We start from the raw sequence: 23,488 nt of genomic DNA, 5'->3' as shown, positions 1-23,488 counted from the left end.
ATCCCCCATGTCTGAAATGACCCCACGCGAAATTGTCAGCGAACTGAACAAACACATCATCGGCCAGGATAACGCTAAGCGTTCCGTGGCGATCGCCCTGCGTAACCGCTGGCGTCGTATGCAGCTCAACGAAGAGTTGCGTCATGAAGTCACGCCGAAAAACATTCTGATGATTGGCCCGACCGGCGTCGGTAAAACCGAAATCGCCCGTCGTCTGGCAAAACTGGCCAACGCGCCGTTCATCAAAGTTGAAGCAACAAAATTCACCGAAGTCGGCTATGTTGGTAAAGAAGTAGATTCCATCATCCGCGATCTGACCGATGCTGCCATCAAAATGGTCCGCGTGCAGGCAATCGAGAAAAACCGCTTCCGCGCTGAAGAGATGGCGGAAGAGCGCATTCTCGACGTGCTGATCCCACCTGCTAAAAATAACTGGGGACAGTCAGAGCAGCCGCAGGAACCTTCTGCAGCGCGTCAGGCATTCCGTAAAAAACTGCGTGAAGGCCAGCTGGATGATAAAGAGATCGAAATCGATCTCGCGGCCGCACCGATGGGCGTTGAAATTATGGCGCCTCCAGGAATGGAAGAGATGACCAGCCAGCTGCAATCCATGTTCCAGAACCTGGGCGGTCAGAAGCAAAAACCGCGTAAGCTGAAAATCAAAGACGCGATGAAGCTGCTGATTGAAGAAGAAGCGGCCAAACTGGTGAACCCGGAAGAGCTGAAACAAGAAGCTATCGACGCCGTTGAGCAGCACGGGATCGTGTTTATCGACGAAATCGACAAAATCTGTAAGCGCGGCGAATCCTCCGGCCCGGACGTGTCCCGTGAAGGCGTACAGCGCGACCTGCTGCCGCTGGTTGAAGGCTGCACTGTCTCCACCAAGCACGGCATGGTGAAAACAGATCACATTCTGTTTATCGCTTCTGGTGCATTCCAGGTAGCCAAACCGTCCGACCTGATCCCAGAACTGCAGGGTCGTCTGCCGATTCGTGTCGAGCTGCAGGCGCTGACCACCAGCGATTTTGAGCGTATCCTTACCGAACCGAATGCCTCCATCACCGTCCAGTACAAAGCGCTGATGGCGACTGAAGGTGTGGACATCAACTTCACTGAATCCGGTATTAAACGCATTGCCGAAGCGGCCTGGCAGGTTAACGAAACCACCGAAAACATCGGTGCACGTCGTCTGCATACCGTTCTGGAACGTCTGATGGAAGATATTTCCTATGATGCGAGCGATTTGAACGGCCAAAGCATCACAATTGATGCCGAATATGTGAGCAAACATCTGGATGCGCTGGTCGCAGATGAAGATCTGAGCCGTTTTATCCTATAATCGCGTTCAATGCATTTTCATCACTGTTGATGGGGCTGATAAAGCCCCATTTTTATTGGCGCTAAATATGACTGAACAACAACAAATTAGCCGCTCACAAGCCTGGCTGGAAAGTTTACGACCTAAGACCTTACCGCTCGCCTTCGCGGCGATCATCGTCGGTACGGCATTAGCATGGTGGCAAGGATACTTCGATCCGCTGGTTGCTCTGCTGGCATTGATTACGGCAGGACTGCTGCAAATTCTGTCCAATCTCGCTAACGACTATGGCGATGCCGTCAAAGGCAGCGACAAGCCCGACCGTATTGGACCGCTGCGCGGTATGCAAAAAGGGGTCATCACCCAACAGCAGATGAAGCGCGCGCTGATCGTCACCGTGGTGCTGATCTGTCTGTCCGGGCTGGCCCTGGTTGCTGTAGCCTGTCACACGCTGGCGGATTTTGTCGGTTTCCTGGTGCTCGGCGGTCTGTCGATTATCGCCGCGATCACCTACACCGTGGGTAATCGCCCTTACGGATATATTGGCCTGGGCGATATTTCTGTGCTGGTATTCTTCGGCTGGCTCAGCGTAATGGGAAGTTGGTACCTGCAGGCGCATACGTTGATTCCAGCGCTGATTCTGCCTGCCACCGCCTGCGGCCTGCTGGCAACCGCCGTGCTCAACGTAAACAACCTGCGCGATATCAACAGCGACAGAGAGAATGGCAAGAACACGCTGGTCGTGCGTTTAGGCGCTGTCAATGCCCGCCGCTACCACGCCTGTCTGCTGATGGGCACGCTGGTCTGTCTGGCACTGTTCAACCTGTTCTCACTGCAAAGCCTGTGGGGATGGCTGTTTATCCTCGCCGCTCCGCTGCTGATCAAACAGGCTCGCTATGTAATGCGCGAGATGGACCCGGCAGCAATGCGTCCGATGCTGGAACGCACCGTAAAAGCGGCATTGTTAACTAACCTGCTGTTTGTCGTTGGAATTTTCTTAAGTCAGTGGTCTCTTTAACTGACAAATATCAATTAACAATTGATGATTTTGCCAACAGTACACATAGCGCGATATACTAAAAATTCTCGCAGCAACTGAACGTTAAGCCTATGAAATACGATACATCCGAGCTTTGTGACATCTATCAGGAAGATGTCAACGTCGTGGAACCGCTGTTCTCTAACTTTGGAGGACGGTCGTCGTTTGGCGGACAAATCATCACGGTAAAATGTTTCGAGGACAACGGGTTGCTGTACGATCTGCTCGAACAAAACGGCCGTGGTCGCATTCTGCTGGTCGATGGCGGCGGTTCTGTTCGTCGTGCGCTGGTCGATGCCGAACTGGCACGGCTGGCCGTACAGAATGAATGGGAAGGTCTGGTCATCTACGGCTCAGTACGCCAGGTAGACGATCTGGAAGAACTGGATATCGGCATTCAGGCGATTGCCGCTATTCCGGTAGGTGCCTCAGGTGAAGGCATTGGAGAAAGCGATGTACGCGTCAACTTCGGTGGCGTGACGTTCTTCTCCGGCGACCACCTGTACGCCGATAACACCGGGATAATCCTCTCCGAAGACCCGCTCGATATCGAGTAAGCGAAAAAGGCACCGCAAGGTGCCTTTTTTATGCGTGTCACTGATTGCCGGATGGCGGCTTACGCCTTATCCGGCCTACAATCAGGGGCGGTTACGCGAAAGATTTCGTGTTGTAGCAAGGCGGCAAACGAAGGTATCCCCAGAAGCGTAGTAAACTACGTGACTGGGGTAACTGAGCGCGGCCAACGCAGCTACGGCGCGAAAGATAAAGCGTAATTAGACTTCTTCCATACGACCGAGGAGGGCATGCAGACGATCCTGCCAGCCGCTCTGCTGTTCTTTCAGGCTGTTGTTCTCACGCTCCAGTTCTTCACGCTGCTGCTGTGCAGTCTGAACTTCCTGCGACAGTGAGTTGTTCTTTTCTTTCAGCTCTTCGATTTCCATCTGCAACAGCGTGATGGTATCAATCGCCTGCTGTACTTTTGCTTCCAGTTTCTCAAACACTTCTAATGACATCGTCATACCTCTCCTGAATTGCAAGGCGTTGATGGATAAAAATCCTCGTCCCGATAACCGGCGACGCCTTAATAAAAACGAGCGCACTCTACTTAACACCGATTGTATGAAGCCGCGTCATCCCTGTCCAGCGGCATCCCGCGCAGATTGCGGTTTGCAACACTTTTAGTCTTTCTCCTGGTGACATTACTGTCATAACTCTTAAGTGTTAACAGATTGATCAGTGAAATGATTCAGCTCACACTATTTTTGTATAACAAATACCTCACGATGGCGCGAAAACGCTCATTTTGTTGATGCAGTACACACATTTTAATTTCGATATTTCTCGTTTTTGCGCGTTAACGATAAATTAACAGTGTGCCTACCGGCTCCGGGGATGTCAGTGACCTTCTCGCACACAATAAACATTAAACTCTCTTCAGGATCCGATTATGAGTCAAACATCAACCTTAAAAGGCCAGTGCATTGCTGAATTCCTCGGTACCGGGTTGTTGATTTTCTTCGGTGTGGGCTGTGTCGCTGCACTTAAAGTGGCTGGGGCTACTTTTGGTCAGTGGGAAATCAGTATCATCTGGGGTCTGGGGGTAGCGATGGCTATCTATCTGACCGCAGGCGTTTCTGGTGCACACCTGAATCCCGCGGTAACCATCGCACTCTGGCTGTTCGCCTGTTTTGATAAACGCAAAGTTGTTCCTTTTATTATTTCGCAAATTGCCGGCGCCTTTTGCGCAGCGGCACTGGTTTACGGGCTTTATTACAATCTTTTCCTCGATTTCGAACAAACTAACCATATCGTACGCGGCAGTACCGAGAGCCTGGGTCTGGCAGGTACTTTCTCCACCTATCCGAACCCGCATATCAATTTTGTGCAGGCCTTCGCGGTTGAAATGGTCATTACCGCTATTCTAATGGGGCTGATTCTGGCTCTGACCGACGATGGTAACGGTGTACCTCGTGGTCCGCTGGCACCACTGCTGATCGGCTTGTTGATTGCCGTTATTGGTGCTTCCATGGGTCCGCTGACAGGTTTTGCGATGAACCCGGCACGTGACTTCGGACCGAAACTCTTCGCCTGGATGGCCGGATGGGGTGAGATTGCCTTCACGGGTGGTCGCGATATCCCTTACTTCCTGGTTCCGGTGTTTGGCCCGATTACCGGCGCGATTTTGGGCGCATGGGCATATCGCAAACTGATTGGTCGTCATTTACCGTGCGATGTCTGCGCGATTGAAGAAAAAGACGTTGCGGCCAACACTCAACAAAAAGCTTCGCAGTAATGTGACTACGGGACAAAAAATTATGACTGAAAAAAAATATATCGTTGCGCTCGACCAGGGCACCACCAGCTCCCGCGCGGTCGTAATGGACCACGATGCGAATATCGTTGCCGTTTCACAGCGCGAATTCGAACAAATCTACCCGAAAGCAGGTTGGGTAGAACATGACCCGATGGAAATTTGGGCGACCCAAAGCTCCACGCTGGTAGAAGTTCTGGCGAAAGCCGATATCAGTTCCGATGAAATTGCAGCGATCGGTATTACCAACCAGCGTGAAACCACCATCGTCTGGGAACGCGAAACCGGTAAACCTATCTATAACGCGATTGTGTGGCAGTGTCGTCGTACCGCGGATATCTGCGAAAAGCTCAAACGCGACGGTATGGAAGAGTACATCCGTAATAATACAGGTCTGGTCATTGACCCGTACTTCTCCGGCACCAAAGTGAAGTGGATCCTCGACCACGTAGAAGGCTCGCGTGAGCGCGCTCGTCGCGGCGAACTGCTGTTCGGTACCGTAGATACCTGGCTTATCTGGAAAATGACGCAGGGACGTGTACACGTCACGGATTACACCAACGCCTCACGTACCATGCTGTTCAACATCCACTCCCTGGACTGGGATGACACGATGCTGGATGCGCTGGATATTCCGCGTGCAATGCTGCCTGAAGTTCGTCGCTCTTCTGAAGTGTACGGCCAGACCAACATCGGTGGTAAAGGCGGTATTCGTATTCCTATCTCCGGTATCGCCGGTGACCAGCAGGCGGCGCTGTTTGGCCAGCTGTGCGTGAAGGAAGGGATGGCGAAAAACACTTACGGTACCGGCTGCTTCATGCTGATGAACACCGGCGAGAAAGCCGTTAAGTCCGAAAACGGACTGCTGACCACCATCGCTTGCGGACCGACCGGGGAAGTGAACTACGCGCTGGAAGGTGCGGTATTTATGGCTGGCGCATCTATCCAGTGGCTACGTGATGAAATGAAACTCATCAGCGATGCGTTCGACTCCGAATATTTCGCCACCAAAGTGAAAGACACCAACGGCGTGTACGTCGTTCCGGCATTTACTGGCCTGGGCGCACCGTACTGGGACCCGTATGCTCGCGGTGCCATCTTTGGTCTGACCCGTGGGGTAAACTCCAACCACATCATCCGTGCCACGCTTGAGTCTATTGCATATCAGACTCGTGATGTTCTGGAAGCAATGCAGGCTGACTCCGGTATTCGCCTGCACGCCCTGCGCGTCGATGGCGGTGCGGTCGCCAACAACTTCCTGATGCAGTTCCAGTCCGACATTCTCGGCACACGCGTTGAGCGCCCGGAAGTCCGCGAAGTCACCGCATTGGGTGCGGCATACCTGGCTGGTCTGGCAGTAGGCTTCTGGCAGAATCTGGATGAGCTGCAGGAAAAAGCGGTCATCGAGCGTGAATTCCGCCCAGGCATCGAAACCACCGAACGTAACTTCCGTTACAGCGGCTGGAAAAAAGCGGTCAAACGCGCCATGGCGTGGGAAGATCACGACGAGTAATACGTCATAGCCGGATGGCAACTGTGCCTTATCCGGCAATATCTTCGTGCGGGGGCAACCCCGCACACACATCAATAATCTCGCCCCCTCCCCTGTGCTACACTTCGCGCCATTCCTTTCAGCTACGAGTTTGCAATGAGACGAGAACTTGCCATTGAATTTTCACGCGTGACCGAAGCGGCCGCGCTGGCTGGCTATAAATGGCTGGGCCGCGGCGACAAAAATACCGCTGACGGCGCGGCGGTAAACGCCATGCGTATTATGCTCAACCAGGTCAATATCGACGGCACCATCGTGATTGGCGAGGGTGAGATCGATGAAGCACCGATGCTGTTTATCGGTGAGAAAGTCGGGACCGGTCTTGGTGATGCTGTCGACATCGCCGTCGATCCTATCGAAGGCACGCGTATGACGGCAATGGGTCAGGCAAACGCGCTGGCCGTACTGGCTGTTGGCGATAAAGGCTGCTTCCTGAACGCGCCAGACATGTACATGGAAAAGCTGATTGTCGGCCCAGGCGCAAAAGGGTCTATCGACCTGAACCTGTCGCTGGAAGCCAACCTGCATAACGTTGCCGCTGCACTCAATAAGCCGCTGAGTGAACTGACCGTCACCATTCTGGCCAAGCCACGCCATGATGAAACGATCGCCGAAATGCAAAAACTGGGCGTGCGCGTCTTTGCTATTCCAGACGGTGACGTTGCGGCCTCCATTCTGACCTGCATGCCAGACAGTGAAGTTGACGTGCTGTACGGCATTGGCGGCGCACCGGAAGGTGTCGTTTCTGCCGCCGTTATCCGCGCGCTGGACGGCGACATGCAGGGTCGTTTGCTGGCGCGTCATGACGTCAAAGGCGACAGCGAAGAGAACCGTCGCATTGGCGAACAGGAACTCGCTCGTTGCGCCGCCATGGGTATTGAAGCGGGCAAAGCGCTGCGTCTCGATGAAATGGCGCGTAGCGACAACGTCATTTTCTCTGCCACCGGCATCACCAAAGGCGATTTGCTGGAAGGGATTAGCCGCAAAGGTAATATCGCGACCACCGAAACGCTGCTGATCCGCGGTAAATCACGTACGATCCGTCGCATTCAGTCGATTCACTACCTCGATCGCAAAGATCCCGATGTGCAGGCGCACATCCTGTAATTGATTTGATCAATAGAGCCTTCCAGCCCATATGGGCTGGAAATCTTTCGTCCAACGAACGAAGATAAGGCAATCAAAGCAGACAGGAGAAAACCATGGCAGATTGGGTAACAGGCAAAGTCACGAAGGTACAGAACTGGACCGATGCCCTGTTTAGTTTGACCGTGCGAGCTCCGGTTCTTCCTTTCACTGCAGGTCAATTCACCAAGCTTGGCCTTGAGATCGACGGCGAACGCGTCCAGCGCGCCTATTCTTACGTCAATGCCCCTGATAACCCCGATTTAGAGTTTTATCTGGTGACGGTTCCCGACGGCAAACTCAGCCCTCGTCTGGCAGCACTGAAGCCTGGCGATGAAGTCCAGGTGGTGAGTGAAGCTGCTGGTTTCTTCGTACTGGATGAAGTCCCCGATTGCGACACGCTGTGGATGCTGGCAACCGGCACGGCTATCGGCCCATATTTGTCGATTCTGCAATTAGGCAAAGACCTGGATCGCTTCAAAAATCTGGTGCTGGTCCACGCCGCGCGCTATGCCGCCGATTTGAGCTATCTACCGTTGATGCAGGCGCTGGAAAAGCGCTACGAAGGTAAATTACGCATCCAGACGGTGGTCAGTCGTGAAACCGTGGCAGATTCGCTGACCGGGCGTGTACCGGCACTAATTGAAAGCGGTGAACTGGAAAAAGCGGTCGGGCTGCCAATGGATAAAGAAACCTGTCATGTGATGCTGTGCGGAAACCCGCAGATGGTGCGCGATACCCAGCAGTTGCTGAAGGACACCCGGCAGATGACCAAACACCTGCGCCGCCGACCGGGCCATATGACCGCAGAGCACTACTGGTAAGAACGTTTCAATGCCCGGTAAACACCCGGGCATTTTGCCGGATAGCGCATACACTTATCCGGCCTACGAGTCAGCCCTGTACTTTACGTCCTGCGTATCCTTACCATATTTATTTGCGTCCTGGGTGCCAATGAACGCACCCAGATCGATAAGCATGCCGACCAGAATCAACGTTGGAACAAAGCGGCCTACCGCCCATTGCCAGACGCCGGGTAACATCGCCCAATTTCCGGCCAGCAGCATCCACGCCAGAATCATCAACAGCGCCCACGCTCCGGAACGTCCCCGGTCATGCAGACGTTTTACCGTCACTGCCGCCGTTGGCCATAGCAGACACACCAGACAAAAAGCCGCGGTCTGAATATCGAGTAATTGTTTGCTCGCCAGCGAAAACAAAACCAGCATGCCGACGATCCATAGGCCAATCCAAATCCAGAAATCACGGCGCCCGATGCGCCCTTTAAATGAGAATAACCACTGCTGTATGGTCATGTAAGTTCCTTTATTATTACCTTCCAGAACAGTTTACCCTTTTGACAAGCTCGACGGTTACCGTTTTAATCGTGAGCAGTGAGAATGAAAGGTACGATTGATGAAGCACGGATTTACACTGTTTTTATTATTGTTTTCAGCCTTAACCGCCAGCCCTGCGGCATTGGCGGAAGCGCCATCGACGGCAACCACAGCCCCCTATTTACTGGCGGGCGCGCCGACCTTTGACCTGTCGATTAGCCAGTTTCGCGAAAACTTTAATACACAGAATCCGAAGCTGATCCTGAATGAGTTCCGCGCCATCGACAGCAGTCGCGATCGGGCAAATCTCACCCGCGCGGCCAGCAAAATCAATGAAAACCTGTATGCGTCTTCCGCCCTTGAGCGCGGTACCCTGAAAATCAAAAGCATGCAGATAACCTGGTTACCAATTCAGGGACCAGAGCAAAAGGCAGCTAAAGCGAAAGCGCTGGAATACATGACCGCCGTCATCCGCACCGTCGCACCGCTACTGACGAAGGAACAGAGCCAGAAAAAGCTACAAAAACTGCTCGCCGCAGGCAAAGGTAAGCACTATTACGCCGAAACAGAAGGCGCAATTCGCTATGTCGTGGCAGATAACGGTGAAAAGGGGCTGACCTTCGCTGTTGAACCGATTAAGCTGGCTCTATCTGAAAACCTCGAAGGGTCGAATCCCCCCTAAATTATTCACGTTTCAGGAAGGCGGCGACGCAACGAATCCCCAGGAGCTTACATCAGTAAGTGACTGGGGTGAGAGAGTACAGCCAACGCACCTGCAACGTGGAGAATGACGGGGAAATGACAAAAAGCAAAGCCTTTCGGGGGATGAATCTCTATACTGTTTCACAGACCATGCTGCCCTTACGGGCGGCCATATTCCTTAATTCGCTGACAAGCGTGGAGAAATGAAATGCGACATCCTTTAGTGATGGGTAACTGGAAACTGAACGGCAGCCGCCACATGGTAAACGAACTGGTTGCTAATCTGCGTAAAGAACTGGCTGGCGTTGCTGGCTGTGCAGTAGCGATTGCTCCGCCGGAAATGTATATCGACCTGGCGAAACACGCCGCTGCCGGTAGCCACATCATTCTGGGCGCGCAGAACGTTGACCTGAACCTGTCTGGCGCATTCACTGGTGAAACAAGTGCTGAAATGCTGAAAGACATCGGCGCACAGTACATCATTATCGGTCACTCTGAGCGTCGTACTTACCACAAAGAATCTGACGAGCTGATCGCTAAAAAATTCGCCGTGCTGAAAGAGCAGGGTCTGACTCCAGTTCTGTGCATCGGTGAAACCGAAGCAGAAAACGAAGCGGGCAAAACTGAAGAAGTTTGTGCACGTCAGATCGACGCGGTTCTGAAAACTCAGGGCGCGGCAGCATTCGAAGGCGTCGTTATCGCTTACGAACCAGTATGGGCTATCGGTACCGGTAAATCTGCAACTCCTGCTCAGGCTCAGGCTGTTCACAAATTTATTCGTGACCACATTGCTAAAGCTGACGCGAAAATCGCTGAGCAAGTAATCATCCAGTACGGCGGTTCTGTAAACGCAGCTAACGCGGCAGAACTGTTTGCTCAGCCGGACATCGACGGTGCGCTGGTTGGTGGTGCTTCTCTGAAAGCAGACGCCTTCGCCGTCATCGTTAAAGCAGCAGAAGCCGCTAAACAGGCTTAAGTTGTTAAGGCGGGAGGAGCACTCCTCCCGCTGTATTAACTACCAGTATCCCAACCAGTGCCACCAGAAGGCGCCGGTCACCCCCCAAATGGTCAGGTTGACCACACTCATCACCAGCCCCGTTTTCCACCACTCTGCCAGCGTGACATAGCCCGAACCAAAGATGATCGGCGCAGTACCCGTGCCATAGTGCGTGAGCGACATCATCAAGGAGGAGGAGAAACCGAGCATTAAACCAAGCAATGCTGGCGGCGCGCCGAGGCCTAATCCTGCGGCGAAGAACGCAGCGAACATAGCCGTAATATGCGCAGTAGTGCTGGCGAAAAAGTAGTGCGAGTAGACATAAAGCAGAATCAACAGCAGCGTTGCAACACTCCAGTGCACGCCAAGATGGTCGATTGCGCTACCAACGCTGGTTGCCAGCCATCCCACCAACCCCAGTTTGCTGAGAAAATCCGCCATCATCACCAACGCGGCAAACCAAACTATCGTATCCCATGCCCCGCGGCATTTAAGAATGTCATCCCAGCTCAATACACCCGCCATCAATAGAATCGACAAACCAATTAACGCGGCGCTAGTGGGGTTTACGCTCCAGGCACTGCCCATCAGCATCGCTGGAACACCCGCCCACAGGCAGAGCAGCAAAATGAACACTGCCAGGGTGATTTTTTCTGCCAGTGATAGTGGACCCAGCGCATCCAGTTTTTGCCGCGCGAACTGCGGCGCATTTGGCGTGCGCGTGATAGCTGGCGGATAGAGCCACCAGATTACAATCGGCATGACAACCAGTGATACCAGAGCGGGAAGAAGCGCCGCAATAGCCCACATTCCCCAGGTCATGTTCAGCACGCCATCCGTCCCCTTCGTCAAAAAGCTGACGATTAACGGGTTAGGTGCGGTCGCGGTGATGAACATTGCCGAGCTGATCGGGTTAATGTTGTAGTTCACCAGCGCGAGATAACGGCCCGTTGAGCCATTCTCGGCATGGCCTGGCTGCGAGCCGAGGCTCTCCGCAATCGCCCGCATTACCGGGTGGATAATGCCGCCGCCACGTGCGGTATTGCTTGGCGTTACGGGTGCAATTAGCGTTTCCGCAAGGGTTAATGCCCACGCAATACCCAGAGTTCTTTTACCAAATAGCGCAATAAACCCGTAGCCAATACGCGCTCCCAGGCCGGTCTTTAACAGACTTTGCGACAGCATAATGGATAAACCAATCAGCCAGATTAACTGGTTAGAAAAGCCACTCAACGCATCGTTCAACGCCGCGGAGGGTTTGCCGGGGTTAGTAACGCCAGTCATCGCCACCAGCATAATCGCCACAATCGCAATTGCGCCAATGGGCATAGCTTTACCGATAATCGCAGAGATCGTACCAATAAACAGTGCCAGCAGGTGCCACGCTTGCGGGGTTACGTCAGGAGGACACGGGATAACAAACCAGATGGTCAGCGTAATCACGAGCGAGATGATGGCAGGCCAACAGCGGATGGGGGTCAAACTGTCCATGAATCAATCCTTGAATTTCCAGTGCGCAAATCTGCGCTCGGGCATTAACCGATATTGCCGCACATAATACAATTCACTCACTCACAAAACATAAAATTAACATTTTGATACATCTACAGTTTTCCTAACACCGTAAACCAGGCGTAATCCAGCGGCAGAAGAATCAAATACGTTGCCGCCGCCAGTGCGATACACAGCAGCATCCCCGCCCTTGCAGGTACTTTCCCGAGCGCCATCGCCACTACGATCGGTGAAGCCTGATACGGCAACAGTGGCGTGGAATAACCCAGCACCTGGATCATAATCACCGACAGCAGCGGGAATCCCGTCGCATCGGCAAAACTTTGCGCCAACGTGGTATACAGCGCCGGAACACCGTTCGCCGTCATAATAAAATTAAGCGCTGTGGTAATACCGGTTAGCGCGAGGAAACTGGTAAACGGCTTTTCCGCATCCAGCGGCATCACCTGTAACAGCGCTTCGCCAACAGCGCTACCAATACCGGTTTGCGTGACGGTGATCGCCAGCCCCAGAATACCCGCCACATAAATACAGGTACGAATGTTGACCCCAGTGGAAAACTCGTCGCCATTGATAAAGCCAACCCGTGGTAGCAATGTGATAACTGCCGCAGCCAGCCCGGTCCACGCAGGGCCAATGCCGTGCCAGCTTTCGCTTACCCACAAGAACAGCACCACCGCTAACATCCAGGCCAGACGTTTTTCATTCCGGCTCATCGGCTCCGGCGGAGTGAGATCGCGCGGCGCATGCGGCTTGCCAGGGAACAACCAGCAGATAAGCACAATGAGCACCGCGCCTTTAAGCCAACCCAGAACCGGCGTATGCAGCAGCAAATAGGGAAGATAATTGAGGTGGATACCGTAAGAGCCTTCCGCCGCGCCGCTCATCACCAGATTCGGTACGTTAGCGGGTAAAATCGTCGCAGAAAGCTGGAACGTCCCAAACCCGACGGCCAGTGCCAGACCATACCAGGCGCGCGTGCCGTCGTTAATTCCAGCCCGTTTCGCCATCGCCGCGACGATCGGCATCAGCAGCGCAATGCGGCCCATGTTGGATGGCATTACAAATGCCAGCGCGTAACTCAGCAGCACTACGCTCGCCACCATTAACGGCCAGGAATCAGTCAACCTCGATGACAGCGCCCTCGCCGCCCTGTCCGCCAGCCCCGTTTTACGAATCGCGATACCCAGTACAAAGCCGCTAAACACCAGCCAGAACGCGGAGGACGCAAAACCGCCAAAAATCACATCCGGTGGCGCGATTTTGGCCACCATCGCCACGGCAAAGAACAGCAGCGCCGTTATAAACTCCGGCAGCAGCGACGTAGCCCAGAGCAGAATGGTGATACCAACCACCAGAGAGGGGATAAACAGAGGGTGTGTAAGCCAGAGCGACATGCCTGTCTCCTGTTGTTTTTTTCAACAAGAATACGGGGACAGGCATGCGGAGTAAACGCCAGATTAGGTGGGGTTAACGCAGAATATCACATTGATGATCCTGAATTTCCTCAGCGGAGGCGAGATTCAGTGCCAGCAGATTGCGCTGAGTAGCCAGCAGGACAAAGGATTCGTCGCTCTGGCGCACCATCGCCAACGCATAGCTGCCCATATGCTCACGCGCATCCGGCACCTCTTCCGCCAGCATTATAAACGGGCTGCGTTGTGCCAGTTCATTTTCCGTGACGCGACGTGCCAGATATTCATGACCGCGCAGTCCACCCGGTAATGGTAGCCAGCGGGTGCTGATTTTCGCCAGGTTGTCATCCAGCTGCTTTCTGACATCGGTTCGCAGGCAGGAGATATGAATATGCAGGTGATTTTGCGTACGCCCGCTACGAGAGTTAATGGTCAGAGAGACTGCTTTGTCAGGGATTTCCTGGCCGTATTTTTGGCTCATAAAGCTACGTGCCTGCCAGGCCAGCCAGAAAAAGTTCGGTGTGCCTGATTTCAACAACAGCGGACTTTCCGTACCGTTGATCCGCCAGGTAGGCATCAACAGATATTGCAGTGGGCCGTTACGGTCTTTGAACACCACATATCCGGCATCCGGCTTTACTTCAGCGCATGGTGCGGGGTCCTGCTGCTGCAACTGGTGCGGCAGGCATTGCTGAAGAACGATCTGTCGTAATGCGTCCGGGTTGCCGGTGAATTTCCAGTACCCGATACCTGCAGCGGCGGCGACCACAATCACCGCCAGTAAAAGATAGCCTGCTTTTTTCATTACGCGTTTCCTGTATCCCATTGAAGGGCAAGAGTAACGCAAAACCATGACAAATAAAAAACCCGGTCGCGCTAGGCCACCGGGTCGGTAAATCAGAGACTTATTTATCGTTTACTGATTTGGTCGAACGTACCGCCGTTAGAGAAGTGCTCTTTCTGCGCTTTCGTCCAGCCGCCAAACTCTTCGTCGATAGTGAACAGCTTCAGCTTCGGAAATGCGTTTTCGTATTTCTTCGCGACTTCTGCATCACGTGGACGATAGTAGTTTTTCGCCGCAATTTCCTGGCCTTCCGGAGAGTAGAGATACTTCAGGTAAGCTTCCGCCACCGCTTTGGTATCTTTCTTTTCCACCACTTTATCAACCACGGACACGGTCGGCTCCGCGAGGATAGATTCACTCGGGGTCACTATCTCGAATTTATCTTTGCCCAGCTCGTTCGTTGCCAACAGCGCTTCGTTTTCCCAGGCAATCAGTACATCACCGATACCACGTTCAACGAAGGTATTGGTTGAGCCACGTGCGCCAGAATCGAGTACCTCAACGTTTTTATACAGGGCCTTTACAAAGTCTTGTGCCTTGGCCTGATCGTTGTTGTTGTGGTGCAGGGCATAGCCCCATGCCGCCAGATAGTTCCAGCGAGCTCCGCCGGAGCTTTTCGGGTTCGGCGTAATGACCGACACGCCCGGTTTGATAAAATCATTCCAGTCATGAATTTGTTTGGGATTGCCTTTGCGGACCAGGAACACGATGGTGGAGGTGTAAGGCGCGGAGTTATCAGGCAGGCGTTTAATCCAGTTTTTATCGATACGGCCACGTTCAGCAATGGCATCCACGTCGTAAGCCAGTGCCAGCGTCACAACATCGGCTTCAATGCCGTTGATGACGGAAGTCGCCTGTTTACCCGAACCGCCGTGCGACTGGCGGATCACAACGTTGTCGCCCGTTTCCTGCTTCCAGTGCGCGCTGAAGGCCTTATTGTACTGCTCGTACAGTTCACGCGTTGGATCGTACGATACGTTAAGTAACTGAATATCCTTTGCCAGAACGCTGGTCGATGCCAGCAATAATGTTAACCCTACGCCCCATTTGTTCATCGCCCAGCTCTCTTAGGTAGTGTTGTGATGAGCAAAGCGTGCCAGAAAGGCATCCAAACATTAAAGAATAAAAAAAGATTTGCTATAACTTGGGGGAATATATGGCGTGGAGTTTTTGCCTGATGGCGCTACGCTTATCAGGCCTACGATTTGCATCATGTAGGCCGGATAAGGCGCAAGCCGCCATCCGGCAATTGCAATTAGTACAGTTTTTTCGCGCAGTCCAGCCAGTCACCTTTGAACGGACGCTTCATGTTTTCGATAGCGTCGATGATGTCGTGGTGAACCAGCTGCTCGTTCTGAATACCTACGCAGCGACCGCCGTGACCTTCCAGCAGAAGTTCAATGGCATAGGCGCCCATACGGGATGCCAGGATACGGTCGTAAGGAACCGGGGAACCACCACGCTGAATGTGACCCAGTACGGTTGCACGCGTTTCACGACCCGTTTCTTTCTCAATGTAATGCGCCAGTTCGTCAACGTCACACATGTGTTCAGTGATCGCTACGATTGCGTGTTTTTTACCTTTCGCGATGCCCGCTTTGATTTCAGTAACCAAATCGTCACGGCTGAATTCCACTTCCGGAACCACCACGAACTCACAACCACCGGCAATTGCAGCCGCCAGGGTCAGGTCACCACAGTAGCGGCCCATCACTTCGACGATGGAAATACGCTGGTGAGAAGAAGAGGTATCACGCAGGCGGTCAATCGCTTCAACGACAGTGCCCAGAGCGGTGAAGTAGCCGATGGTGTAGTCGGTGCCCTTGATATCGTTGTCGATAGTGCCCGGCAGACCGATGCATGGGAAGCCCATTTCAGTCAGGCGTTTTGCACCCATGTAAGAACCGTCACCCCCGATAACAACCAGGGCGTCGATGCCACGCTTCTTCAGGTTTTCGATCGCCACCGCACGTACGTTTTCATCACGGAATTCCGGGAAACGAGCAGAACCGAGGAAAGTACCGCCACGGTTGATCATGTCGGACACGCTGTAGCGGTCAAGCTGGACCATACGGTCTTCATACAAACCCAGGTAGCCATCATGGATCCCCATGACTTCCAGCCCTTCCGTCAACGCTGCACGTACAACACCACGGATTGCTGCGTTCATGCCCGGCGCATCACCGCCGCTTGTCAACACACCGATTTTCTTAATCATGACTACCTCTGAACTTTGGAATGCAAAATGAAATCTGCTGCCGGAAGTCGATTCCGCATATCGAAACGATCCAACGAATATGCAGATAGTATAACAATCACTTCCTGCTGAATTGATTCAGGTCAGGCCAAATGGTGGTAATTTATACACAAAATGCTGGCCCGGTTCACTTTTTTTACAACGAATTATGAAAGCTCAAACATCTTGCCTTCCTTGGGTACGACTGAACAGGGATCCTGATGAATGATGACATCCGATCCCGGGAAACGCCGTAAAATTGCCTGCTCAACCTGTTCAGCCACTAAATGCGCCTGAACGAGCGGCAGATTATCTTCCATTTCCAAATGAATCTGAATAAAGCGGGTCGGCCCTGACTGCCGCGTGCGAAGATCGTGAGCGCCACTGACTCCAGGCCATGACGTCACTATATCAATAATTTCCTGACGTTCCTCATCGGGTAAAGCGCGATCCAGCAAAGATTGCACTGCCTCATACCCCATGCGTAATGCGCTATATAAAATATAGATGCCAATCCCGAGCGCAAACAAGGCATCTGCACGATGCCAGCCATACCATGCCAGCCCGAGCGCAATGAGAATCGCACCGTTCATCATAACATCAGACTGATAATGAAGCATATCTGCCCGAACGGCCTGACTTTGCGTACGCTTCACTACCCAGCGCTGAAACGAGACCAGAATGATTGTACACACTAACGCAATGATGGTGACAACCACCCCAACGCCCGGATCTTTCATCGGTGTGGGTTGGATGAGATGCTGAATCCCGGTCAGGAATAAAAACAGCGCCGAACCAGAAATAAACATGCTTTGCGCCAGCGCCGCCAGCGATTCCGCTTTTCCGTGTCCGAACGTATGCTCATCATCGGCGGGCTGCAGCGAATAGCGCACCACCAACAGGTTGGTTAACGACGCCGCGATGTCCACCAGAGAATCCACCAGTGCAGCCAGAATACTGACCGATCCGGTGTACCACCACGCAAAAATTTTGATCAAAAGTAACAGCGATGCCATCACGGTTGCCGCGATTGCCGCCCGGCTCACTAGCCGCCCATAGGTTTGATTCATAAACACTCCTGCCAGGATATGCCGCTAGTATAACGGATGAAGTAAAACAGTCAGGCAATAACCGAGGGACAAATTTTGGGCAAAAAAAACCCCCACATCATGTGGGGGAAGACAGGGATGGTGTCTATGGCAAGGAAAACAGGGTTACTACTGGGAACGTGAGTTGCTACTACTCAATAAATTCAACGATGAGCTTTTTTTCCAGTGCGCTACATCGCGCAGTTGCTCCATTCGTTGTTCATGTTTCTCATTTAAAACCGCTTGCTGCTCTGGCGTTAACAGGCGATACATCTGATTGCGGATCCTGGCTATTTCAACCTGGCGGGCAACCTGTTCTTGCGCCATTCTTTCTGCCTGAGCGCGCACTGCGCTTTCATCAAATTTCTCTGCGGTGACAAGGCGATGCATTGTCTCCATTTCGCTAACATTAACAGGAGGCTGTTCGTGTCTTGCCTGCTGCATTAAATCTCGCATCTGTTGACGTTGATGTTTGGTTAAACTGATACCGTCAAACATGTGGCTCTGAACGCTGCGTTGCGATGAGCCTTCACCCAGGTGCCAGTGATCGCCTGTGACGACTTCAGCTGCATGGCTAAATGTACTGAGTGCCAGCGTTGAGGCCATGACGGCAGCGGTAACTTTGCCCATCACTTGCTCCCAAAATCTTTTCTGTCGCGATTCAACGAGAGACAGTTTACGATTCGGGCTGCAAACATGCGTCAGGGGGTGTAAAACAACGTAAAGTCATAGATTAGCGACGCCTGATGACGTAATTTCTGCCTCGGAGGTACGTAAACAATGAATAAAATCCTGTTAGTTGATGATGACCGAGAGCTGACTTCCCTGTTAAAGGAGTTGCTCGAAATGGAAGGTTTCGATGTGCTGGTTGCCTATGATGGGGAACAGGCGCTTGAGCTTCTGGATGACAGCATCGATTTACTTTTGCTCGACGTCATGATGCCGAAGAAAAACGGCATTGATACGCTGAAAGCACTTCGTCAGACACACCAGACACCTGTAATCATGCTGACCGCTCGCGGCAGCGAATTGGATCGCGTACTTGGCCTTGAGCTGGGCGCGGACGACTATTTACCTAAACCGTTTAACGACCGTGAACTGGTCGCGCGCATCCGCGCTATTCTACGTCGCTCACACTGGAGCGAACAGCAGCAGAACAGCGATAACGGCTCGCCGACGCTGGAAGTAGATGCGTTAAGCCTTAATCCGGGTCGCCAGGAAGCCAGCTTTGACGGGCAAATTCTGGAGTTAACCGGCACCGAATTCACCCTGCTCTATTTGCTGGCTCAGCATCTCGGTCAGGTGGTTTCGCGTGAGCACCTGAGCCAGGAAGTGCTGGGCAAACGCCTGACGCCTTTCGATCGCGCGATCGACATGCATATCTCGAACCTGCGTCGTAAGCTGCCAGAGCGTAAAGACGGACACCCGTGGTTTAAAACCCTGCGTGGTCGCGGCTACCTGATGGTCTCCGCTTCATGATAGGGAGCTTAACCGCACGCATCTTTGCCATCTTCTGGTTGACGCTGGCACTGGTGTTGATGTTGGTACTGATGTTACCCAAGCTCGACTCACGCCAGATGACCGAGCTACTGGACAGCGAGCAGCGCCAGGGGTTAATGATTGAGCAACATGTTGAAGCTGAACTGGCGAACGATCCACCCAACGATTTGATGTGGTGGCGTCGCTTGTTTCGGGCGATAGACAAGTGGGCGCCGCCAGGACAGCGGCTATTACTTGTTACGACGGAAGGACGCGTGATCGGCGCAGAACGCAACGAAATGCAGATCATTCGTAACTTTATTGGTCAGGCCGATAACGCCGACCATCCGCAAAAGAAAAAATACGGTCGCGTTGAGATGGTCGGGCCTTTCTCCGTCAGAGACGGTGAAGATAACTACCAGCTGTATCTCATACGACCTGCCAGCAGCTCACAATCTGACTTTATCAACCTGCTGTTCGACCGACCGCTGTTGTTGCTGATCGTCACCATGTTAGTCAGCTCACCGCTATTGCTTTGGCTTGCCTGGAGTCTGGCGAAACCGGCGCGTAAGTTGAAAAACGCGGCGGATGAAGTAGCTCAGGGTAACCTGCGTCAGCATCCAGAGCTGGAAGCCGGTCCGCAGGAGTTCCTGGCGGCAGGCGCAAGCTTTAACCAGATGGTGACGGCATTGGAACGGATGATGACCACACAGCAACGCCTGCTGTCGGACATCTCTCACGAGCTGAGAACACCGCTAACGCGTCTGCAACTGGGCACCGCTCTGCTGCGCCGTCGTAGCGGTGAGAGCAAAGAGCTGGAGCGCATTGAAACAGAAGCTCACCGACTGGACAGCATGATCAACGACCTGCTGGTGATGTCACGTAATCAGCAGAAAAACGCGCTGGTCAGCGAAACAGTGAAAGCTAATCAGCTTTGGGGTGAAGTGTTGGATAACGCCGCCTTTGAAGCTGAGCAGATGGGTAAATCACTCACGGTGAATTTCCCGCCGGGTCCGTGGCCGCTGTACGGTAACCCAAATGCGTTGGAAAGTGCGCTGGAAAACATTGTGCGCAATGCCCTGCGCTATTCACATACGAAGATTGAAGTTGGCTTCGCGGTGGATATCGACGGGATTACCATCACCGTGGACGACGATGGCCCTGGCGTTAGCCCTGAAGACAGAGAACAGATTTTCCGTCCGTTCTATCGTACCGATGAGGCGCGCGATCGCGAGTCTGGCGGAACAGGTCTGGGTCTGGCGATTGTGGAAACCGCGATCCAGCAGCATCGTGGCTGGGTGAAGGCCGAAGACAGCCCGCTGGGTGGTTTACGGCTGGTGATTTGGTTACCGCTGTATAAACGCGCTTAACAGGCTTCCCCGGTCATTTATTGCCGGGGAAGCACTCACGTTATGCTGCCGCAGCCGCAGCCGCTAGCTTTTGCTTTTTAATCCGCTTCACCAGAATTGTCGAACAGATAAAGCCCATTAAGCTGAACGCAATCATCACGCTAAAGACATAGTTGTAGCCAGTGATGCCGCTATTGGTATCCAGCAAATAGCCGTACAACGTGTACGCAAACATCGCTGGCATATAACCGATGATGCAACCAAATGCCATTGCCGAGCCCGCATACTCACGTGGGGTACCGATCTCATCCATCGGCGCGAAGAAAATGGCGCGCTGTGAGAAGATAATCGCTCCGAACCCTAATGTCGCCGCCATACCGATATACACGTTCATTGTTTGATGCGGTAACTGCATGAACACAAGCATCGCCACAGCAGAGATCAGGAACGTCCACTTCAGATACACTGTCGGTGATTTAGCAACTTTATCTGCCAACATTCCACCAATCGGCCCGCCTACCATTTTTAACGCATACTGGTTGATGATGCCGTACGCACCGACGAGAGCTACCGGCAGCATATAGATATCTTTTAAGAACGGGATAAAGTAAGTCAGTCCACAGTACGCGGCATAAACGAAGAAAATACCTAAAGAAGCCAGCCAAACATTAGGGCAGGACAAAACATGTTTGATACCCTTTAACACTTCCATGTTGGCACTGGTTTTCTCGCCGCCTTTCACTTTGTCATCATCGACAATAAAGTACGTCACAATACCTGCCACAAGCGTAATTACCGTATAGAACAACAGGCCCGCCTGCATCCCCGCTTTACCTTCACCAAACTGGACGAAAACAAACAGAGCGCCAGATGCAACGATAACATCCACCACGCCACGTCCGGCTTCTAAAAAGCCGAACATGCGTCCTTGTTCTTCTTTCGTTCCCAGCAAACGAACGGCTTTCAGCAATACCGGCCAATAAACCACATCGGCAAAGAAAGCCATCGCGGCAAAGCAAATGAGATAACCAGTAAATGACGGTAGCGTTGCCAGATATAAACCACATAACCCAACGCCAATCAGACCGAACGGTAATAATATTTTCTTGGAGTAACGATCTGCGATATAGAGAGAAAGAAAAAGTCCAGTTGTCTGAACAATCGTATAAACCGTAAAGCTCAACCCAATTTGCGTATTAGTTAAACCCCAGTCATTCTGCATTGGCACATAGAAAACATCTTTCATACTTGAAAGCTTGAATATCGTGCCGCCGCCTAAAATCAAAAAACAGAGCCTTGCCCATTTATTCATGAACATGATTAAACCCTCATTGCTTGTTGAGAGAAATATCTAAATTAAATTGTATAATTAATAAAGCCAGGGGATTACTTTCATAATCCTTTCCGCATTTAATAATATTTTAAGAAAACTAATTAATTGCCTATAAACTTGTCACATATATCACGAATGTATTTTATTTGGGCAAGAGCATGTTCTTTTTCCTGCGCCAGTCGCGCATCAACCATGTTGCTGTCAGGCAGCGGCGTATAACTTGCATCGCGCCATGGGATCCATGGATTATCACCCTCATCGTCGAAGCGAAATGCAGGGGCATAATATTCAACTTCTTCTTCCAGGCCAAAAGCATGTACTTGCGGTTTATCTTCACCTAAAAGTAATAATGCCTTAAGCATTTCTTCCATGGGTAAATCGCCGTGTCCTGAACGACAAGCCTCATGCCCCCAGCCTTTACCTTCTTTAATAATTTTTGCGTCTTTGATATGCACCTGGGTGATTAATGGAGACATAACCTCTAACGCAGAAAGCGGCTGCTCATTGGCATTAATCATGTTGCCAAAATCAAACAGAATAGAGAGATTTTTCATCCCGCTATTGTTAACCAGCGTCACCAGCTCATGGCCTTGCAGATCTTCATGCTGTTCGATAGTAAAGCTTAGTCCGCAATCGTCATACTGAGACAGCCACGCAATATCATTGGCAATCTTCGCCATAACATCGTTGAGATGCCCTTCATAACGCGGGTAGAAACGCACTGAAGTTGCACCAGTAGCAACAGCAATACGGATGGCATCCGTCAATGTCGCCTTATCCGATGCGCTCGTTTCGATATGCACATCCAGATTATATTTTTTGGCCTTCTCTTTAAAATCGTGTAGCTGCTGATCGTTCAGTTTCTGCAGTGATTGGGACTCACCATCCTCAACATGTATTTTTACACCCTTCAATTTTTGCTGATGCGCAATATCCAGAAGATCCCCCGGCAGGACTCTCTCGTAGCGCATATTCAGATGAAAAGCATAAGCATGTAGGTACAGCGGTATATTTCTCGCGCGTTCCGCAAGAAGTTCTTGGTTACATTTTCCCATTATTTTTCTCATTCATCGCGAATAACAAGTTCCACTGATTCAAGTCTCCAGTATTCGAAATCAACCTGAACCACTTTTTTATCTCGGGTAGCCCGATGTTTTTCTACTAAAATTCCATACGTATTAGGCGCAACACCCAGCTCTTTGCAGGCCACTTCTGGCATATTGACCGGTTTAAAAATCATTTCTTTGATATTTAAAACATGGCCAAACGCATCTTCCCAGACGCTGGCAAAAGACTGATTGCCCAATTTATTAATGAATCCTGGCGCAACATCAGCATCAATATAGGATTCATGGTAAAACACTTTATGTGAATCAAGACCGCACCAGCCGGTAACTAAATAGCGGTCACCGGAGGAGAGAAAAACATCATCAACATGATGCGGAACTGTATCAATGGTTTCTTTGGTTAAATAATCCCAAAAAGGCTTACGTCCCTGAGCACAGGCTTCAGCATTGAAGCTGGAAAGTGATTTAGGGTTATAAATAAATCGCTTCGACGAAATAAACCAACCACTGCGGTTCTTGCGGAAAATACGCGCATCGATCTCAAGCTCAATCAGAACCTGACGTAAGGTCATACGCTTTGCATCCAGCAGCTCACATAACTCCCTTTCCGAAGGCAATTTGGACCCCGCTGGTAAATTCTTCTCGTTTAACCAGCTTTCAAAGCGCTCCCTGAGCACATCAACATTGTTTTTCTTTTTCATTTCGCTCATCTGGTTTAAACCAATTTGAAGCTAAGATATTTGAGTGCAGGAAATACTCAAGTTTTTTTTCAACGCAGAGTTTC

General features: G+C 51.8%; 23 protein-coding genes. 11 read left to right on the top strand and 12 right to left on the bottom strand.

Annotated features, from left to right (window positions below):
- Positions 1-7 precede the first annotated feature (7 nt).
- The 3 genes from hslU (at position 8) to rraA (ending at position 2,914) form a co-directional block, all read left to right on the top strand.
- On the top strand, positions 8-1,339 hold the full coding sequence (gene hslU / locus OGY67_RS14405) for an ATP-dependent protease ATPase subunit HslU (protein WP_003028803.1): 1,332 nt from the start codon (positions 8-10) through the stop codon (positions 1,337-1,339).
- A gap of 67 nt (positions 1,340-1,406) precedes the next feature.
- Positions 1,407-2,336, top strand: a complete 930-nt coding sequence (gene menA, locus OGY67_RS14400) for a 1,4-dihydroxy-2-naphthoate polyprenyltransferase (RefSeq protein WP_003825185.1) — start codon at positions 1,407-1,409, stop codon at positions 2,334-2,336.
- 92 nt (positions 2,337-2,428) lie between these two features.
- Positions 2,429-2,914: a ribonuclease E activity regulator RraA gene (gene rraA, locus OGY67_RS14395; protein ID WP_008787034.1), complete on the top strand. Its 486-nt coding sequence runs from the start codon at positions 2,429-2,431 to the stop codon at positions 2,912-2,914.
- 216 nt (positions 2,915-3,130) lie between these two features.
- Here the strand turns inward: rraA and zapB are convergent, their stop codons facing one another.
- Positions 3,131-3,376, bottom strand: a complete 246-nt coding sequence (gene zapB, locus OGY67_RS14390) for a septal ring assembly protein ZapB (RefSeq protein ID WP_095533156.1) — start codon at positions 3,374-3,376, stop codon at positions 3,131-3,133.
- A gap of 428 nt (positions 3,377-3,804) precedes the next feature.
- Here zapB and OGY67_RS14385 point away from each other — a divergent pair, with 428 nt between their 5' ends.
- From OGY67_RS14385 to fpr, 4 genes are all read left to right on the top strand, one after another.
- Positions 3,805-4,650, top strand: a complete 846-nt coding sequence (locus OGY67_RS14385) for an MIP/aquaporin family protein (RefSeq protein WP_003825195.1) — start codon at positions 3,805-3,807, stop codon at positions 4,648-4,650.
- A gap of 22 nt (positions 4,651-4,672) precedes the next feature.
- Entirely contained in the window at positions 4,673-6,181 is a 1,509-nt protein-coding gene (gene glpK, locus OGY67_RS14380) for a glycerol kinase GlpK (RefSeq protein ID WP_003028792.1), read from the top strand.
- 135 nt (positions 6,182-6,316) lie between these two features.
- Positions 6,317-7,327, top strand: coding sequence for a class II fructose-bisphosphatase (gene glpX, locus OGY67_RS14375; RefSeq protein WP_003840506.1), 1,011 nt, complete (start codon positions 6,317-6,319; stop codon positions 7,325-7,327).
- A 95-nt stretch (positions 7,328-7,422) separates the two neighbouring features.
- Entirely contained in the window at positions 7,423-8,169 is a 747-nt protein-coding gene (fpr, locus tag OGY67_RS14370) for a ferredoxin--NADP(+) reductase (protein WP_008787029.1), read from the top strand.
- A 63-nt stretch (positions 8,170-8,232) separates the two neighbouring features.
- Here the strand turns inward: fpr and OGY67_RS14365 are convergent, their stop codons facing one another.
- Positions 8,233-8,661 carry a DUF805 domain-containing protein gene (locus OGY67_RS14365; RefSeq protein WP_008787028.1) on the bottom strand — a complete coding sequence of 143 codons (429 nt, stop codon included), beginning with the start codon at positions 8,659-8,661 and terminating at the stop codon, positions 8,233-8,235.
- 100 nt (positions 8,662-8,761) lie between these two features.
- Here OGY67_RS14365 and OGY67_RS14360 point away from each other — a divergent pair, with 100 nt between their 5' ends.
- Both OGY67_RS14360 and tpiA read left to right on the top strand, forming a co-directional pair.
- Positions 8,762-9,364 (top strand): YiiQ family protein, encoded by a 603-nt coding sequence (locus OGY67_RS14360; protein ID WP_057066674.1) that lies wholly within the window; start codon positions 8,762-8,764, stop codon positions 9,362-9,364.
- A gap of 228 nt (positions 9,365-9,592) precedes the next feature.
- A complete protein-coding gene (tpiA, locus tag OGY67_RS14355) occupies positions 9,593-10,360 on the top strand; it encodes a triose-phosphate isomerase (RefSeq protein ID WP_003028783.1) in 768 nt (255 codons plus the stop codon).
- Between the two features lie 39 nt (positions 10,361-10,399).
- Here the strand turns inward: tpiA and OGY67_RS14350 are convergent, their stop codons facing one another.
- The 7 genes from OGY67_RS14350 to cpxP all read right to left on the bottom strand — a co-directional run bounded on the left by OGY67_RS14350 (position 10,400) and on the right by cpxP (position 18,106).
- Positions 10,400-11,872, bottom strand: coding sequence for a DASS family sodium-coupled anion symporter (locus tag OGY67_RS14350; protein WP_128612235.1), 1,473 nt, complete (start codon positions 11,870-11,872; stop codon positions 10,400-10,402).
- Between the two features lie 113 nt (positions 11,873-11,985).
- Positions 11,986-13,290 carry an SLC13 family permease gene (locus tag OGY67_RS14345; protein ID WP_234096752.1) on the bottom strand — a complete coding sequence of 435 codons (1,305 nt, stop codon included), beginning with the start codon at positions 13,288-13,290 and terminating at the stop codon, positions 11,986-11,988.
- 73 nt (positions 13,291-13,363) lie between these two features.
- The gene (locus OGY67_RS14340) at positions 13,364-14,113 is read right to left on the bottom strand and encodes a CDP-diacylglycerol diphosphatase (protein ID WP_174770855.1); all 750 of its coding nucleotides are present in this window, start codon (positions 14,111-14,113) and stop codon (positions 13,364-13,366) included.
- Positions 14,114-14,217: 104 nt separating this feature from the next.
- The gene (gene sbp, locus OGY67_RS14335) at positions 14,218-15,207 is read right to left on the bottom strand and encodes a sulfate/thiosulfate ABC transporter substrate-binding protein Sbp (RefSeq protein WP_286574080.1); all 990 of its coding nucleotides are present in this window, start codon (positions 15,205-15,207) and stop codon (positions 14,218-14,220) included.
- A 200-nt stretch (positions 15,208-15,407) separates the two neighbouring features.
- Positions 15,408-16,370, bottom strand: a complete 963-nt coding sequence (pfkA, locus tag OGY67_RS14330) for a 6-phosphofructokinase (RefSeq protein WP_003825214.1) — start codon at positions 16,368-16,370, stop codon at positions 15,408-15,410.
- A 185-nt stretch (positions 16,371-16,555) separates the two neighbouring features.
- Positions 16,556-17,458, bottom strand: coding sequence for a CDF family cation-efflux transporter FieF (gene fieF, locus OGY67_RS14325; protein WP_003825216.1), 903 nt, complete (start codon positions 17,456-17,458; stop codon positions 16,556-16,558).
- Between the two features lie 147 nt (positions 17,459-17,605).
- Positions 17,606-18,106: a cell-envelope stress modulator CpxP gene (gene cpxP / locus OGY67_RS14320; protein WP_286574079.1), complete on the bottom strand. Its 501-nt coding sequence runs from the start codon at positions 18,104-18,106 to the stop codon at positions 17,606-17,608.
- 150 nt (positions 18,107-18,256) lie between these two features.
- Between cpxP and cpxR the strand changes: the two genes are divergently transcribed.
- Together cpxR and cpxA are read left to right on the top strand one after the other, a co-directional pair.
- Positions 18,257-18,955: an envelope stress response regulator transcription factor CpxR gene (cpxR, locus tag OGY67_RS14315; protein ID WP_003028763.1), complete on the top strand. Its 699-nt coding sequence runs from the start codon at positions 18,257-18,259 to the stop codon at positions 18,953-18,955.
- Entirely contained in the window at positions 18,952-20,325 is a 1,374-nt protein-coding gene (gene cpxA, locus OGY67_RS14310; RefSeq protein WP_003028758.1) for an envelope stress sensor histidine kinase CpxA, read from the top strand. Before cpxR ends, cpxA begins: the two co-directional genes overlap by 4 nt.
- A gap of 40 nt (positions 20,326-20,365) precedes the next feature.
- Here cpxA and OGY67_RS14305 read toward each other — a convergent pair whose 3' ends face one another.
- From OGY67_RS14305 to OGY67_RS14295, 3 genes are all read right to left on the bottom strand, one after another.
- Positions 20,366-21,616, bottom strand: coding sequence for an MFS transporter (locus OGY67_RS14305; protein ID WP_095533158.1), 1,251 nt, complete (start codon positions 21,614-21,616; stop codon positions 20,366-20,368).
- A gap of 122 nt (positions 21,617-21,738) precedes the next feature.
- A complete protein-coding gene (locus tag OGY67_RS14300) occupies positions 21,739-22,692 on the bottom strand; it encodes a sugar phosphate isomerase/epimerase family protein (RefSeq protein WP_048215188.1) in 954 nt (317 codons plus the stop codon).
- A gap of 8 nt (positions 22,693-22,700) precedes the next feature.
- Positions 22,701-23,405: a GntR family transcriptional regulator gene (locus OGY67_RS14295; RefSeq protein WP_020996112.1), complete on the bottom strand. Its 705-nt coding sequence runs from the start codon at positions 23,403-23,405 to the stop codon at positions 22,701-22,703.
- Positions 23,406-23,488: the final 83 nt, after the last annotated feature.

The organism is Citrobacter sp. Cpo015 (assembly GCF_030333035.1).
GTDB lineage: Bacteria > Pseudomonadota > Gammaproteobacteria > Enterobacterales > Enterobacteriaceae > Citrobacter > Citrobacter portucalensis.
This window is presented reverse-complemented; position numbering and strand designations above follow the sequence as displayed.